Source organism: Streptomyces sp. NPDC041068, from assembly GCF_040647455.1.
GTDB lineage: Bacteria > Actinomycetota > Actinomycetes > Streptomycetales > Streptomycetaceae > Streptomyces.
Map to the genome: position 1 here is coordinate 42,880 of NZ_JBEZCG010000021.1, position 13,200 is coordinate 56,079.

A 13,200-nucleotide genomic window follows, 5' to 3' on the forward strand; every position below is an offset into this window, starting at 1 on the left:
CGGTCAGCTCACCAGTCCGGTCATGACGGCCACGGGTACGGAGACGAAGCCCACGACGAGCACCAGGGCCAGGCCATTGGCGAGGGGCTTGAGGACGCGGTCGCGGGTGGCGGTGCCCACGCCCAGGGTCTGCGCGGCGCTCCACAGTCCGTGCCGGACGTGGAAGCCGAGGGCGACGACGGCGACGATGTAGATGACGTTGCCGTACCAGGTCGAGAAGGTGTCGATGATGTTCTGGTACGGGTGCAGGTGCTGGTAGTTGCCCGGGTGCACGGTGCCGGTCGTCAGATCGAGGATGTGCCAGACGATGAAGAGGCCGAGGATGATGCCGCCCCAGCGCATGGTGCGGGTGGCGAAGCTCGCCTCGCGCCTCTTGTGCACGTACTTGGTGGGGCGCGCCTTGATGTCGCGACGGCTCAGCTGGTACGCGGACGTGGCGTGCGCGACGACCGCGACGACGAGGACCACGCGGACCAGCCAGAGCGTCCACTCGTAGTGCATGAACGGCTCGCCGACCGTCCGCAGCCAGTGCGCGTAGTGATTGATCTCCTCGGGACCGAAGAAGATCTTCAGGTTTCCGACCATGTGCGCGACCAGGTAGAGCAGCATGATCAGGCCGCTCACCGCCATCACGGTCTTCTTGCCGATGGTGGAGTCCCAGAGCGTACGGGTCATGGACGGCCGTTTGTCCGTCCGCGTTGCCAGAGCCATGTCATCGACGCTACGGCCGAAAGTCCCGATCGGTCCAAGAGATGGTTCGGCTCATGTCGATAGCTATTGCCTATGGAGCGTCGTATCGTGCCGGTATGCAATTCCAGCAGCTGCACTACTTCGTCGCGGTCGCCGAGACCCGGCACTTCACGCGGGCCGCCGAGGAGGTGCACGTCTCGCAGCCCTCGCTCTCGCAGCAGATCCGGGCGCTGGAGAAGGAGCTGGGCGCGGAGCTGTTCAGCAGGGCGCGCGGCAACATCGCGCTGACCGACGCGGGTGAGGCGCTGCTTCCGCTGGCCCGCCGGATCCTCGCGGACGCGGACACCGCCCGCATCGAGGTGCAGGAGCTGGCGCAGCTGCGCCGCGGCCGCATCCGCCTCGGGGCGACCCCGAGCGTGTGCACGGGCCTGCTGCCGGACGTCCTGCGCGCCTTCCACGACCGCCACCCCGGCATCCAGCTCCTCATCGAGGAAGGCGGCTCGCACGATCTCGTACGCGAACTGGCGCGCGGCGCCCTGGACCTGGCCCTCGTGGTGCTTCCCCTGCCCACCCCCTCGCCCGCGCTGACGACCCTGGAGCTGCTGCGTGAGGACCTGGTCGTGGTCTCGGCGCCGGGGTCACGGCGCCTGGGGACTTCCGCACGGATCGCGGACCTCCAGGGCGAACGCCTCGTGATGTTCCGGCACGGCTACGACCTGCGGGAGCTCACCGTCGCCGCCTGCCGCGCCGAGGGCTTCGAGCCCGAGTTCGCGGTGGAGGGCGGCGAGATGGACGCGGTGCTCGGCTTCGTGCGCGCGGGCCTCGGGGTGGCGGTCGTGCCCCGCATGGTCGCCGAACGCTCGGGGTCCGACCTGCGGATGACCCCGCTCTCCCGACCGAGCCTGCACCGCACGATCGCGCTGGCCCACCGCAGCGACGTGGCCCCGCCGAGGGCGGCCCGCGAACTCCAGCGGATGCTGCTCGAACGCTGAGGCTCCGGGCCCCGCGGGAGCGGTTAACCGGCGCGGCCCGTCTCCGGATCACGCGTCGTCAGGCAGTACAGGCCGCCCGCCGGGTCCCGCATCACCAGCCAGGCCGCGCCGCGCGAGACGAACTCCGCGCCATGGCTCTCGTGCCAGGTCCGCGCCGCTTCGACGTCCGAGCAGGCGAGGTCGAGGTGGGCGCCGATGGGCTGCCCGGGTGTGTCCAGGCGCTGCATCAGGATCCGCAGCGGCAGACCGGGCGGCGACAGCACCCGACGGAACTCGGGGAGCCGCGTCTCGACGGACTCCCAGCCGGTCAGCGCCGACCAGAAGGCGACTTCCGCGTCGAAGGCCTCCGGGGCGACGTCCACACACACCTGGTCCAGGCGGGCGGTGGCGCCGCCGGGCCCCTCGACCGGCGCCGGACGGGACGCCTCGCCCTCCCAGGGCACCAGACAGAACAACAGTCCGCCGGGTGAACGGAGCACTTCGAGGCCGTCCTCCGCGAGGACCGGGGCGGCACCGAGCGCGCGGGCGCGGACCGTGGCGGCGGCGAGGTCGTCCACCGCGAGGTCGACATGCGCGCCGCCGGGACCGCCCACGGCCTGCGCCTTCACGAAGGCGTCGGCGGAGCCGCGCGGCAGCAGTGTCACGAACTCGCCGTCCGGGCCCCGCAGTTCGGAGAGCCGGGTGCCGGTGACCGCCGCCCAGAAGGCGCACGCCTGCGGGAAGCGGTCACGCGGCCGGTCGATGAAGGCGTACGCCCAACGGATCACCGCTCAGCCCGTCGCGTCCGCGAGTGCCAGCTCATGCAGCCGGTCGGGCGGACCCGGGCGCGCGTAGTACCAGCCCTGGGCCGTGTCGCAGCCGAGTTCCCGCAGCTGGTCCGCCTGCGCGCCCGTCTCGACGCCCTCGACGGTGACCGCGAGGTCGAGGCTGTGCGCGAGCGAAACGATCCCCTCGACGATCTTGAGGTCGACGGGGTCGGCGGGGAAGTGCTGCATGCCCTGCGTGAAGGAGCGGTCGAGCTTGAGCACGCTCACCGGAAGGCGGCGCAGGTTGGCGAGGTTGGAGTAGCCCGTGCCGAAGTCGTCGAGCGCGATGTCCACGCCCATCTCGGCGAGCCTGCGCAGCGGTTTGAGCAGGTCGTCGTCGGCTCCTATCAGCGCGGACTCGGTGACCTCCAGGCACAGCGCGCCCGGCTCCAGACCCTCGCGCTCCAGGATGTCGACCGTGTCGGACACCAGGCCGGGGTGGGTCAGCTGGCAGGGCGAGAGGTTCACGTTGACCCGCAGCGGGCCCGCGTCGGCGTGCCCCGCCTCCCAGAGCCGGGCCTGACGCACGGACTCCTCCAGGACCCAGCGGCCGAGCGGCACGATCAGACCGGTGTGCTCGGCGAGCGGGATGAACCGGTCGGGGCCGATGACGCCGTGCTGCGGGTGCAGCCACCGCACGAGCGCCTCGGCGCCGCGCACGCTGCCGTCGCCGAGGTGCACGAGCGGCTGGTACTCGATGAAGAACTCGCCGCGCTCCAGGGCCGTGGGCAGGGCGGTGGTCAGGCCGTGCCGGGTGATGGCGCGGGCGTCGGCCTCGGGGTCGGCGAGCTCGTAGCGGTTGCCGCCCGCGGACTTGGCGCGATACATCGTGATGTCGGCGCTGCGGAGCACCTCGGCGGCGCCGCGCTCGCCCGCCGGGCCCTCGACTATGCCGATGCTGCCGCGCACGGTCAGCTCGCGGCCGTCGACGCGGATCGGGGCTGCGAGCGCGTTCATGATGCGCCCGGCGAGCTCGTCCACCTCGTGCTCGGTGTCGGGTCCTGTGGTGAGCGCAACGAACTCGTCGCCGCCGAGCCGCGCCACCATCTCGCCGGGCGCGGTCGCGCAGGACTGCAGCCGGTCGGCGACCTCGACGAGCAGCCGGTCCCCCGCCGCGTGCCCCAGGCTGTCGTTGACGGTCTTGAAGCCGTCGAGGTCGAGGTAGCACAGCCCGAACCGGGCGTTCTGGCCCGCCGCGAGGACCTTCTCCAGGCGCTCGAAGAACAGGGTGCGGTTGGGGAGTCCGGTGAGCGCGTCGTGCGTCGCCTCGTACCGCAGACGGAGGTTGAGGAGACGGCGCTCGGTGGTGTCCTCCATCAGCGCCAGTTGGTACTGCGGCACTCCGTCGGCGTCGCGCAGCAGCGAGACGGTCAGATTGGTCCACAGGACCGTGCCGTCGGGGCGGTAGAAGGCCTTCTCGACGCGGTAGTGCTCGCGCTCGCCGCGCACCAGCTCCTCGTAGAGCTTCCAGACGTGCGGGGAGTCGTCGGGGTGCGTCCACTCCCCCACGTTGCGTCCGCGCAGATGCTGCTCCAGGCCGCCGAACATGCGGATCAGCGCGTCGTTGACCTCCAGGACCGTGCCGTCGAGGTCGGCGATCCCGATGCCGATCGCGGCGCCGTGGAAGACCGCGCGGAAGCGGGCCTCGCTGGCGTGCAGGGCCTCGGCGACGGCGCTGCGGGCGCTCAGGGCGGCCCGGTGGATCGCCTCCTGCTCGGCACGGGTCCGCTCGCGAAGGGCCTCGGCGAAGCCCGCGGCCATCGCGTGCTGGATCCGCGCGGAGCGGGCCCGCAGCTCCTCCTGAGGTCCTTCGCCGCCGCAGTACAGGACCAGGTAGGCGTCGACGCAGTCGAGCGTGCGGCTGAGCGCCTCGGGGTCGGTGCAGTGCGTGCCGATGAGCGCGGCGCCGACGGCCTGCCCCTGTGCCGCGTCGAAGACCCGCTCCTGCAGCGCGTCGCGCAACCGCCGCGCCAGCGGCACCAGTTGCTGCTCGAACTCGGGTCGGGTCATCGAGGTGGCCGTCACGGGGAAGATCGCGCGGCTCCAGATGGTGGCGAACCTGCGGAGTCTTCCCTCGGGTCCGTCCTGCTCGCCGCTCAACGCTTCCGTCCCACGCCCGCGAATCCCGAGAAGGAGTACGGATCCTCCTCCTCGGGCGCGGTGTCGGGCCGCCAGTGCGGCATCGGCACCAGGCCGGGTTCCACCATGTCGTATCCCTCGAAGAACCGCGCGATCTCGTCGCGCGAGCGCATGATCAGTGGATTGCGGATGTCCTTGTATACACCGACGGTCCCGCCGGCCTGTTCGGGGGGAACGGGGATCCCTTCGTACGAGGCGTGGGTGACGACGACCAGGCTGCCGGGCGCAGTTGCGTCCCGCAGTTCGGCCACCGCCGCGTAAGGATCGTACGCGTCCTCGACGAAGTGCAGGACGGCGACGAGGAGAAGAGCGACGGGGCGGTCCAGGTCGAGGAGCGAGGTGACTTCCGAACTGCCCAGAATGTCCCGGGGTTTGCGCAGATCGGCGGCGAGGACCGCGGTCCGCTCGTCGCCCTCGAGCACGGTCTTGCCGTGCGCCACGGCGACCGGGTCGTGGTCGACGTAGACGACACGGGCGTCGGGGCTGGCCTGCTGTGCCACCTCGTGGACGTTGCCGAACGTCGGGATGCCGGAGCCGATGTCGAGGAACTGCGTGACGCCCTGGTCGACGGCGTGACGCACCGCACGCCGCATGAACGCCCGGTTCGCCTGCATCACCTTGGGCAGCCCCGGCATGAACTCCATCGCCTTGCGGGCCGCCTCCCGGTCCACCTCGAAGTTGTGCGAGCCGCCCAGGTAGTAGTCGTAGATGCGGGACACGCTGGGCATCGAGATGTCGATGCCGAGCGGTGCCCAGGCGGGACGCTCCATCAAGACTCCAAGGCGTTAGGGGGGTGACGCAGGCGATCCGGTGTTCGAGGTGAGGCTACTGATCGTCCGCCAAGGGAGCGAGTCAAAACGGAAATTGGCCGTCCGTTCTCGGTCACTGCCTTTGGCAAGTGCCGTATCCCACACCAGCGACCGGCCCGTCCCCTCCTTGTGATATGGGAGGGAACGGGCCGGTCCGTCCGTGCGGCGCACGGGTCGCGGCGGGCTACTTGGGGGCGCCCACCGGCTTTCCTTCCGGGCTCGCGGCGTACCAAGTCCCGCCCACGCCCTGCCCGTTGGTGTCACCGGGCTTCTTGTCCCCCGCGAAGGTGTACAGCGGCCAGCAGTCGATCGTCTGCTGCTTCTTGCCGTCGGGCCGGTCGAAGGTGACGAAGCCCTTCTTGAGGATGCCCTTGGTGTCGTTCTTGGCGACGGGCTCCACAACGGGCCACTTGTCGAGGCAGGCCCCGGTGCAGGCCGACTTCATCGGCCAGGCGGAGTCCTTGGTGAAGCGGTAGACGGTCATGCCGTTCTTGTCGACGACGATCTCGCCGAGCTTCGGGTCCTTGCGGGTCGACAGGCCCGCCGGGTCGACGGGGGCGGCGTCCGCGGCCTCGGGCGCTGCCTTCTTGCCGTCGGGGGCGGCGGCGTACCAAGTACCGCCCACGCCCTGCCCCTTGGCGTCGCCGGGCTTCGCGTCCTGCGCGTACCGGTACATCGGCCAGCCGTCGATGGTGAGCTGCTTGGTGCCGTCCGCGGTGGTGACCTCGCCGAGCAGGGACGCGTCGACGCCCGGGGCGGCCTTGGCCCCGTCGGCGGCCACGGCGGGCCAGGCCTTCAGACAGGCGGCGTCGCAGTTGGACTCGGGCGGCTGCGCGGTGTCCTTGTCGAAGCGGTAGAGCGTGAAGCCCTCGCTGTCGGTGACGACCTTGCCGAGCTTCTTGCTGTCCCACACCGCGAGTTGCCCGGCGGACTTCGCCTTCGCGTCCGCGCCCTTGCCGGCGTCGCCGGAATCTGCTCCATAGCCGTCGCCCGCGCCGTAGCCGTCGTCCTTGGCGGGCGCCTGGTTGCCCACGTTCTGACCGTTGGCGGCCTGGTCGCCGGTGTCCTGACCGCACGCCGTCGTCAGCGCCAGCAAGGCCGCAGCCGTCGCTACGAGCGAGGCGCTCCGCCAGGCCCGGGGGGAACCCCCTGAAAGGTGCCGCATCTCCAACTCCCGCTGTCGGCTCCGTTGCTGTGGCGCCCGGTGGCGTCACACATGGCCCTAGGTACGGGTGGGAACGGGCACCGCGTTCAACGGCTCCGCAAGATTCTTTGCGCGGGGCGGGGCGCCGGGCGAGCGCGGGGAGGGCGGGGCAGGTGCGGCCACGGGCGCGGGGCAGGTGCGGCGGGCGCGGGGCAGACATGGAGGCGCACGCGGGCACGGGCCCGAGAACGGGCCCGAGGGCAGACGCTAGGGCGGACGCGAGGAGGCGCGGCCACGGCGCAGGGAAAGCGCGAGAACAGACGCGACACAGGCGTGACGCAGGCACGACGCAGGACAGGCGTGACGCGACGCAGGCACGACGCGAGGCAGGCGTCACGCGAGGCAGGCGTCACGCAAGGCAGGCGTCACGCAAGGCAGGCGTGACGCAGGAACGACCACGGGCGCGGCCGATGCGAGGAGAGCGGCCGATACGGGGGGCGCGCGTCGTCAAACCTTGACGGGCGCTTCTCCTCCCTTCGGGGCATTCGGAGGCAACTCCGGCGCGACAGGCGTGCGCGCCGCCCATGCTCTCCGTCGTGCACGGATCTCCACGGGGCTTATCCCCCCTAGTCACACGCGTGTTGGCGCTTCTCGCGCTGGCGCTGGCACTGGGCGCTTCCTCGGCCTCGGGCGCGGTCCCGGCCGACAGCTGCGCGTACGCATCGATCACCCAGGACGGTTCCGCTCCGGGCGGCGACCTGGTGGCCGTCGCCGGCGCCGGTGCCTCCTGCCGGCCACCCAAGCCCAAGCCCACGCCCACACCGACGCCGACACCGACACCCACGCCGAAGCCGCCGACACCGACGCCGACTCCCCCGAAGCCGACTCCCCCGACGGCACCGCAACCGAAGCCGCGGGTACCGGAACCGCCTCCTCCGCCACGGGCTCCCGCTCCGCCTGCCGCCGCTCCCGCGCCTGCGCCCGCGCCGACACCCACTCCGGCGCCGCCCCCGCCTCCCGAGTCGACCCCAACCCCCAAGCCCAAGGCCCCTGTTCATCGCAGAGCGGTCAAGTCTCCGCCACCCGTGACATATCCGGCGTACCGCACCCCGCCGCGCAAGCGACCGGCCCGCAGCGGCCCGTCCCTCGTTTCGCTCACCCTGCTCGTCACCGCGCCCGCGGTTCTCGCGGTCGCCGCGCTCCGCCCGCGCTGACCGTACGGAGGTCCCATGTCGGAATGGCTTGTTCTCACCCTCGCGATGGCCGCCGCTTGCGGTGTCGTGCTCGTCGTGACACTGCTGCGACACCGCAGAACGGGCGCGGACTACGACGCGTCCGAGACACCGGACGTCATCGAGTACATGACCATGATGATCGGCGTCGTGTACGCCATCGTCCTTGGCCTGGCCATCGCGGGCGTCTGGGAGGCACGCGGCGCCGCCCAGGAACACGTACGCGTGGAGGCCCAGGCGCTGCACGAGGTCTCCGAGCGCGCGCGGGTCTATCCGGAGGACGTCAGAGAACGGATTCGCGCCGACGTCCACACCTATGTCAGCCATGTCGTCACCACGGAGTGGGACACGATGAAGGACAAGGGGGAACTCACCGACCGCGGCACGGAACTCCTGGCCCGCGTGCGCCACGACGTCACCGATTACCAGCCGAAGTCGGACTTCGAGGCCCAGGCGTACCAGCCGCTGGTCGACCAGGTGGCGGTCGCGGACGACGCCCGCGGCGCCCGCGCGGACAGCGCCGGGGCGACCATGCCCGGCGTGGTCTGGTTCGGCCTGGTCGCCGGCGGCCTCGTCACCATCGGCATGATCTTCGCGCTGCAGATCCGCCGCACACCGCGCGAACTGATCCTCGCCGGACTCTTCTCCGCCCTGTTCGCCTTCCTGCTCTTCCTCATCTGGGACTTCGACGCGCCCTACAGCCGCGGCATCGCGGCGACGGCGGAGCCCTTCCACGCCCTGTTCCCCGGGCTCGGGGAATGAGCCGGACCCCGGCGCGGGGAGCCCGTCAGCTCCCCGCGCCCCGGCGGCCGAACCGCAGCCTCCACGGCGTGATCGCCGACTCGGCCTGCACCCGCAGGCTGAGCTTGGACTCGCCGTTGACCCGCTCCTCGAACGTGATCGGCACCTCAACGATCCGCATGCCGCGACGGACCGCCCGGAAGTTCATCTCGACCTGGAAGGAGTAGCCGTTGCTGCGGACCGACGGCAGGTCGATCGCCGCAAGGGCGGACCCCCGCCACGCCTTGAACCCCGCCGTCGCGTCCTTCACACCGAGCCGCAGGACGGCGTTGACGTAGAAGTTCGCCCAGGCGGAGAGCGCCTTGCGGTGCCAGGCCCACTCCGTGGCGAGCTTCCCGCCCGCCACATAACGGGAGCCGAGGACGACGGCCGCACCGTCGTCCTCGAGCAAGGTCCGCACCATGAGCGGCAGCGTTTCGGCGGGGTGCGACAGGTCGGCGTCCATCTGCACGACCACGTCCGCGCCGTCGGCCAGGGCGCGGGTCATTCCGGCGACGTACGCACGCCCGAGACCGTCCTTCTCGCTCCGGTGCAGCACGGCCACCGTCCCCGCGGACTCCTCCGCGATCCTGTCCGCGACGGCGCCGGTGCCGTCGGGCGAGCCGTCGTCGACGACGAGGACGTGCAGTCCCGCCAGACCGAGGCCCATGAGCAGGTCGACGAGGAGGGGCAGGTTCTCCCGTTCGTTGTACGTGGGAACCACCACCACGACCTTCGGGACGGCCACGTCAGCGGCCCGGGACGCCTGTTCCACAACCATTCCCCCGTGCGATTCTCCGTGCGGTCGCCCCACACTACGACAGGGATCTCGGGACGCGGCCGCCCGCATTGGCCGTGAACCACGCTGCGCCGCGCTCCCGTACGGCGCACCCTGGTCCCATGGCCTGGCAGTCACCGATCGTCGTCCACCCGCCCGCCGCCGACGGCGGACGGCGGGTCACCGTGCGCGGACAGGACGTCGGTGTCGCCCGCAGCGACCGGGACCTGATGGAGTTCCTGCGGCGCGCGGGGCTCGGCGAGGCCGACATGGCGCTCGACGACCCGCACCTCGTCGAATGGCGCGGCGGCGCGCATGTCTGGACGGGCCCGTAGCCCCGCACCGGTGACCGATTTGCCGGATCAGCCACCCTTGCTATGGTTTTTTATGAGCGGGCAGATGGTGCGTTCAAGTCCACCCAGCTCCACTGCGCGGGGCTGTAGCTCAAGGTAGAGCGGTCCGCTCACCTACTTCCCTGGGGGCCGGCAACCGAACGGAACGGGGACGCGCGTGGAGCGGGTGCCGATGGCCGCCGGGCCGCTTGACTGGTCGCTGGTCGACGGGGCGGTACCCCTCGTCGTACGCATCCTCGGCGCCGCGGCGCTCGCCGCCCTCCTCTTCTCGCGCGACCGCCGCTGGTGGACCCGGCTGCTCCCGGTCGCCGTCGTCGCCGCCCTCCTGCTGTCGCTCCTGGTCAAGCTCACCGTCGACGACTGGTGGCAGCCCTTCCCCGACAAGCTCCCCACCGATGTCGTGCTGTGGATCGGCGTCGCGCTCCTCGGGGTGTGCCTGGCGTTCTGCCGGATGCCGACGCTGCGCCGGCGCGGCCGCGCGGGCGCCCTGCTGTCCGGCGCGCTCGTCGTCGTGCTCGGCCTGTCCGAGGTCAACATCCACTACGACAACTACCCGACCCTGCGGACCATGCTCGGCCCCCAGGACACCGTGAGCCTCAAGGACGCCACGGGCAAGAAGGAGCCGACGCTCGACGTACCGAAGGGCAAGGCGCTCTCCGAGGTCTGGAAGGCCCCGGCCGGACTGCCCGACAAGGGCACGGTGTCGACCGCCTCGATCCCCGGCACGAAGTCGGGCTTCAAGGCCCGCGACGCGTACGTCTATCTGCCCCCGGCCTACCGCGCGACGCCCCGCCCTCTCCTCCCGGTCCTCGTCCTGATGGCGGGTCAGCCGGGCTCGCCGCAGGACTGGATCACCTCGGGTCAACTGCCGGACATGATGGACGAGTTCGCCGCCGGGCACGCCGGGCTCGCGCCGATCGTCCTGGTGGTCGACCCGCTGGGCTCCCCCTTCGACAATCCGCTGTGCATGGACTCCAGGCTCGGCAAGGTCCAGACGTACCTCGCCGACGACGTACCCGCCTGGGCCGCCTCCCACCTCCAGACGGCCACGGACCGCGCGCACTGGTCGATCTCCGGGCTCTCCAACGGCGGGACCTGCGCCCTGCAGATGGCGGTCAACGCACCCCAGCGGTACGGCACCTTCCTCGACATCTCGGGCCAGGACGAGCCGACCCTCGGCAGCCGCAAGAAGACCGTGGACGCGGCGTTCGGCGGGGACGAGGCGGCGTTCGAGAAGGTCAATCCGATGGACGTGATGGCAGGTAAGAAGTTCCCCGACACCGCGGGCACGTTCGTCGCGGGCACCGACGACTCGACGTACCGCCCCCAGGCCCTCAAGGTGTACGCCGCGGCGAAGAAGGCCGACATGTCGGTGCAGCTCGTCGAGTTGCCCGGCGGGCACAGCTGGCAGGTGTGGCGCCCCGGCCTGGAGAAGCAGCTGCCGTGGCTCGCGTCGCACATCGGTCTGACACCCTGAGCCATGACCACTGTGCCCCAGCTCCGCAAGGCCGCGCTCGCCCTCCCGGAGGTCGAGGAGGGCACCCGCTTCGGCATGGTCGCCTTCACCGTGCGGGGCAAGGACTTCGCCTCGGTGAACAAGGACGGCCAGGTCCAGCTCCAGCTGCCGCCCGACGACACGGAGGCCGCCCTCGCCGCGCACCCGAGCGGTGAGCGCCTCACGCGCGGCGGCACACCGATCGGCTTCCGCGTCCCACTGGCCGACATCAACGGCAAGGACCTGGGCGCCCTGGTCCGCGCGTCGTGGTTCGGCCGCGCCCCGAAGCGGCTCGCCGCGTCGCTCGCCGGCGCGGAGTCGGCGGCCGACACCCCGGGCGGAGACCTCCCCGCCGGCATCGGTCGACCGGCCACCCGGGCGCTCTTCGGCGCCGGTCTCACGACGCTGGAGCAGGTGGCACGGCACACGGAGTCCGAACTCCTCGCGCTGCACGGCGTGGGCCCGAAGGCGGTGCGGATTCTGTCGGAGACCCTGGAACAGCGGGGGCTCTCCCCGCGCCGGGACTCCTGACACACCATCGGGTGCCGTCGGGGGCGGCGCGCCGCGCCGTTCCCCTGTCCGGCCCACACGCATGCCCCGTTCGCGCGACACCGATCGCGACCGGATGGATCCCTACCTAGCGTTTCGGGCATCGAGGTGCATTTCAGGCGTCAGCGGAAGAAGGTCCGCAGCTGCTCCTCGGGGACCCGGAGGATTCACCATGCGCGCGATACGCGTCGCCTCGGCCGCTCTGCTCACCGCCACCGCCCTGACCCTCACGGCCCCGACCGCTTCGGCGGCCGCCGTCGGCGAGGAGAACGTCACCGCGTTCGGTTTCAGTGTCTCCCCCACGACCATCGCCGCGGGCGGCCAGGTCACCCTGAACGTCGACGGCTGCGACGGCGACACCAAGGTCACCTCCGGGGTCTTCGACGACACCACCATCCCCAAGGGGCAGAAGTCCGCCACCGCGCAGGTGTTCTGGGACGCGAAACCGGGCGCGATGTACGAGGTGACGTTCACCTGCAACGGCAGCAACCCCGGCAGCGACAAGACCGACCTCACCATCGCCACAGGACGCCCGGACAGCCACACCGTCCACAAGGGCGTCAAGGCCGGCGTCGGCGGCAGCCTCGGGGGCCTCGACCTGCACGAGATCGCGCTGGGCAGCGCGCTGATCCTGGGCACCATCGGCGTCGCGTACTACAAGACGCGCCGCCGCACCGGTGAGGACAACTCCTGACCCACGCTCAGCAGTGCTTCGCCCCCGGGACGTCTCCAGGTCCCGGGGGCGAAGCGCTGCCACGTGCCGTACGAGAAAGCACCGTCACGTGCCGTACGAGAAAGCGGCGCCGGGCGCGGCGCGGAAGGGGGACGCGCCAGGCCCGGCCAAGGGCTCAGGCCCTGTTCTCGGCCCTGCGGCGCATCCAGAACACCCCGCCGCCGACCACCGCCGCGGCCACCAGGGCACCGCCGATCGCCATGTCGGTGCTGGTCGCCCCGGAGGTCGAGCTGCCGCCGATGCCACCGCGGACACCACCGTGGATGACCGTGAAGGCGGCCGGGCGGGTCAGCGTCTTGCCGCCGCAGTGCGCCGTGATGTCGTACGCGCCCGGCGTGGCGTTCGTGTGGACGATCGCCGTCGCGCTCGACGTGCTGCCGCCGTCGATCTTGTGCAGCTGCGCGTCCGGGAAGGCGGGCGAAGTGATCTTGCTGCCGGGCGCCTGGCAGGACGTGCCGTCGACCGTGACCGTCAGATGTCCGCCCTTGGGGATCACGCTGGGCATGGCCACGATGTTGGTCGGGTCGGCCCACGCGGACGCGGCCGGGGCGGCGAGCCCGACGGCGCCGACGGCCGCGGCGGCGACCGCGAGGGCACGTGTGGTCCGCATACGAGAAGTACGCATGGCAATCCTCCGCGGAAGACGCCCCGGGGATACCGTCCCCGGTCGATCGGCGAGAGCGCCTCCCAGACTGACCCT

The 13,200-nt window shown here is 71.5% G+C and carries 14 protein-coding genes; 7 read left to right on the top strand and 7 right to left on the bottom strand.

Translation table 11 applies throughout. The annotated features are described in order from the left end of the window. Positions 1–3: 3 nt before the first annotated feature. Positions 4–711 carry a succinate dehydrogenase gene (locus AB0B50_RS37145; RefSeq protein WP_362340251.1) on the bottom strand — a complete coding sequence of 236 codons (708 nt, stop codon included), beginning with the start codon at positions 709–711 and terminating at the stop codon, positions 4–6. 95 nt (positions 712–806) lie between these two features. Here AB0B50_RS37145 and AB0B50_RS37150 point away from each other — a divergent pair, with 95 nt between their 5' ends. Next, on the top strand, positions 807–1,682 hold the full coding sequence (locus tag AB0B50_RS37150; protein WP_362340252.1) for a LysR substrate-binding domain-containing protein: 876 nt from the start codon (positions 807–809) through the stop codon (positions 1,680–1,682). Positions 1,683–1,705: 23 nt separating this feature from the next. On the opposite strand, the gene AB0B50_RS37155 is transcribed toward AB0B50_RS37150, so the two are convergent. The 4 genes from AB0B50_RS37155 to AB0B50_RS37170 all read right to left on the bottom strand — a co-directional run bounded on the left by AB0B50_RS37155 (position 1,706) and on the right by AB0B50_RS37170 (position 6,601). Further along, on the bottom strand, positions 1,706–2,449 hold the full coding sequence (locus tag AB0B50_RS37155) for a VOC family protein (RefSeq protein ID WP_362340253.1): 744 nt from the start codon (positions 2,447–2,449) through the stop codon (positions 1,706–1,708). Positions 2,450–2,452: 3 nt separating this feature from the next. Further along, positions 2,453–4,588: an EAL domain-containing protein gene (locus AB0B50_RS37160; RefSeq protein ID WP_362340254.1), complete on the bottom strand. Its 2,136-nt coding sequence runs from the start codon at positions 4,586–4,588 to the stop codon at positions 2,453–2,455. After that, entirely contained in the window at positions 4,585–5,397 is an 813-nt protein-coding gene (locus AB0B50_RS37165) for an SAM-dependent methyltransferase (RefSeq protein ID WP_362340255.1), read from the bottom strand. The genes AB0B50_RS37160 and AB0B50_RS37165 overlap by 4 nt, the downstream gene beginning before the upstream one ends. Before the next feature lie 223 nt (positions 5,398–5,620). Beyond that, a complete protein-coding gene (locus AB0B50_RS37170; protein ID WP_362340256.1) occupies positions 5,621–6,601 on the bottom strand; it encodes an SCO0930 family lipoprotein in 981 nt (326 codons plus the stop codon). A 1,064-nt stretch (positions 6,602–7,665) separates the two neighbouring features. On the opposite strand from AB0B50_RS37170, the gene AB0B50_RS37175 reads away from it, so the two are divergent. Then, positions 7,666–7,794, top strand: a complete 129-nt coding sequence (locus AB0B50_RS37175) for a hypothetical protein (protein ID WP_362340257.1) — start codon at positions 7,666–7,668, stop codon at positions 7,792–7,794. A 15-nt stretch (positions 7,795–7,809) separates the two neighbouring features. Then, positions 7,810–8,574, top strand: a complete 765-nt coding sequence (locus AB0B50_RS37180; protein WP_362340258.1) for a hypothetical protein — start codon at positions 7,810–7,812, stop codon at positions 8,572–8,574. Positions 8,575–8,599: 25 nt separating this feature from the next. On the opposite strand, the gene AB0B50_RS37185 is transcribed toward AB0B50_RS37180, so the two are convergent. After that, a complete protein-coding gene (locus AB0B50_RS37185; protein ID WP_362340259.1) occupies positions 8,600–9,373 on the bottom strand; it encodes a polyprenol monophosphomannose synthase in 774 nt (257 codons plus the stop codon). Between the two features lie 119 nt (positions 9,374–9,492). Between AB0B50_RS37185 and AB0B50_RS37190 the strand changes: the two genes are divergently transcribed. From AB0B50_RS37190 to AB0B50_RS37205, 4 genes are all read left to right on the top strand, one after another. Next, positions 9,493–9,705 (top strand): hypothetical protein, encoded by a 213-nt coding sequence (locus AB0B50_RS37190; protein WP_362340260.1) that lies wholly within the window; start codon positions 9,493–9,495, stop codon positions 9,703–9,705. A 190-nt stretch (positions 9,706–9,895) separates the two neighbouring features. Then, positions 9,896–11,200: an alpha/beta hydrolase-fold protein gene (locus AB0B50_RS37195; protein WP_362340261.1), complete on the top strand. Its 1,305-nt coding sequence runs from the start codon at positions 9,896–9,898 to the stop codon at positions 11,198–11,200. A 3-nt stretch (positions 11,201–11,203) separates the two neighbouring features. After that, positions 11,204–11,749, top strand: a complete 546-nt coding sequence (locus tag AB0B50_RS37200; RefSeq protein ID WP_362340262.1) for a luciferase family protein — start codon at positions 11,204–11,206, stop codon at positions 11,747–11,749. Positions 11,750–11,939: 190 nt separating this feature from the next. Further along, complete coding sequence (locus tag AB0B50_RS37205; protein WP_362340264.1) at positions 11,940–12,461, top strand: hypothetical protein; 522 nt, start codon at positions 11,940–11,942, stop codon at positions 12,459–12,461. Positions 12,462–12,615: 154 nt separating this feature from the next. On the opposite strand, the gene AB0B50_RS37210 is transcribed toward AB0B50_RS37205, so the two are convergent. Next, positions 12,616–13,110: a hypothetical protein gene (locus AB0B50_RS37210; RefSeq protein WP_362340266.1), complete on the bottom strand. Its 495-nt coding sequence runs from the start codon at positions 13,108–13,110 to the stop codon at positions 12,616–12,618. Between the last annotated feature and the right edge of the window lie 90 nt (positions 13,111–13,200).

Coding starts and splice junctions, on each gene's coding strand:
- AB0B50_RS37145 (WP_362340251.1), bottom strand. CDS start 711: ATGGCTCTGGCAACGCGGACGGACAAACGGCCGTCCATGACCCGTACG.
- AB0B50_RS37150 (WP_362340252.1), top strand. CDS start 807: ATGCAATTCCAGCAGCTGCACTACTTCGTCGCGGTCGCCGAGACCCGG.
- AB0B50_RS37165 (WP_362340255.1), bottom strand. CDS start 5,397: ATGGAGCGTCCCGCCTGGGCACCGCTCGGCATCGACATCTCGATGCCC.
- AB0B50_RS37170 (WP_362340256.1), bottom strand. CDS start 6,601: ATGCGGCACCTTTCAGGGGGTTCCCCCCGGGCCTGGCGGAGCGCCTCG.
- AB0B50_RS37180 (WP_362340258.1), top strand. CDS start 7,810: ATGTCGGAATGGCTTGTTCTCACCCTCGCGATGGCCGCCGCTTGCGGT.
- AB0B50_RS37185 (WP_362340259.1), bottom strand. CDS start 9,373: ATGGTTGTGGAACAGGCGTCCCGGGCCGCTGACGTGGCCGTCCCGAAG.
- AB0B50_RS37190 (WP_362340260.1), top strand. CDS start 9,493: ATGGCCTGGCAGTCACCGATCGTCGTCCACCCGCCCGCCGCCGACGGC.
- AB0B50_RS37195 (WP_362340261.1), top strand. CDS start 9,896: ATGGCCGCCGGGCCGCTTGACTGGTCGCTGGTCGACGGGGCGGTACCC.
- AB0B50_RS37200 (WP_362340262.1), top strand. CDS start 11,204: ATGACCACTGTGCCCCAGCTCCGCAAGGCCGCGCTCGCCCTCCCGGAG.
- AB0B50_RS37205 (WP_362340264.1), top strand. CDS start 11,940: ATGCGCGCGATACGCGTCGCCTCGGCCGCTCTGCTCACCGCCACCGCC.
- AB0B50_RS37210 (WP_362340266.1), bottom strand. CDS start 13,110: ATGCGGACCACACGTGCCCTCGCGGTCGCCGCCGCGGCCGTCGGCGCC.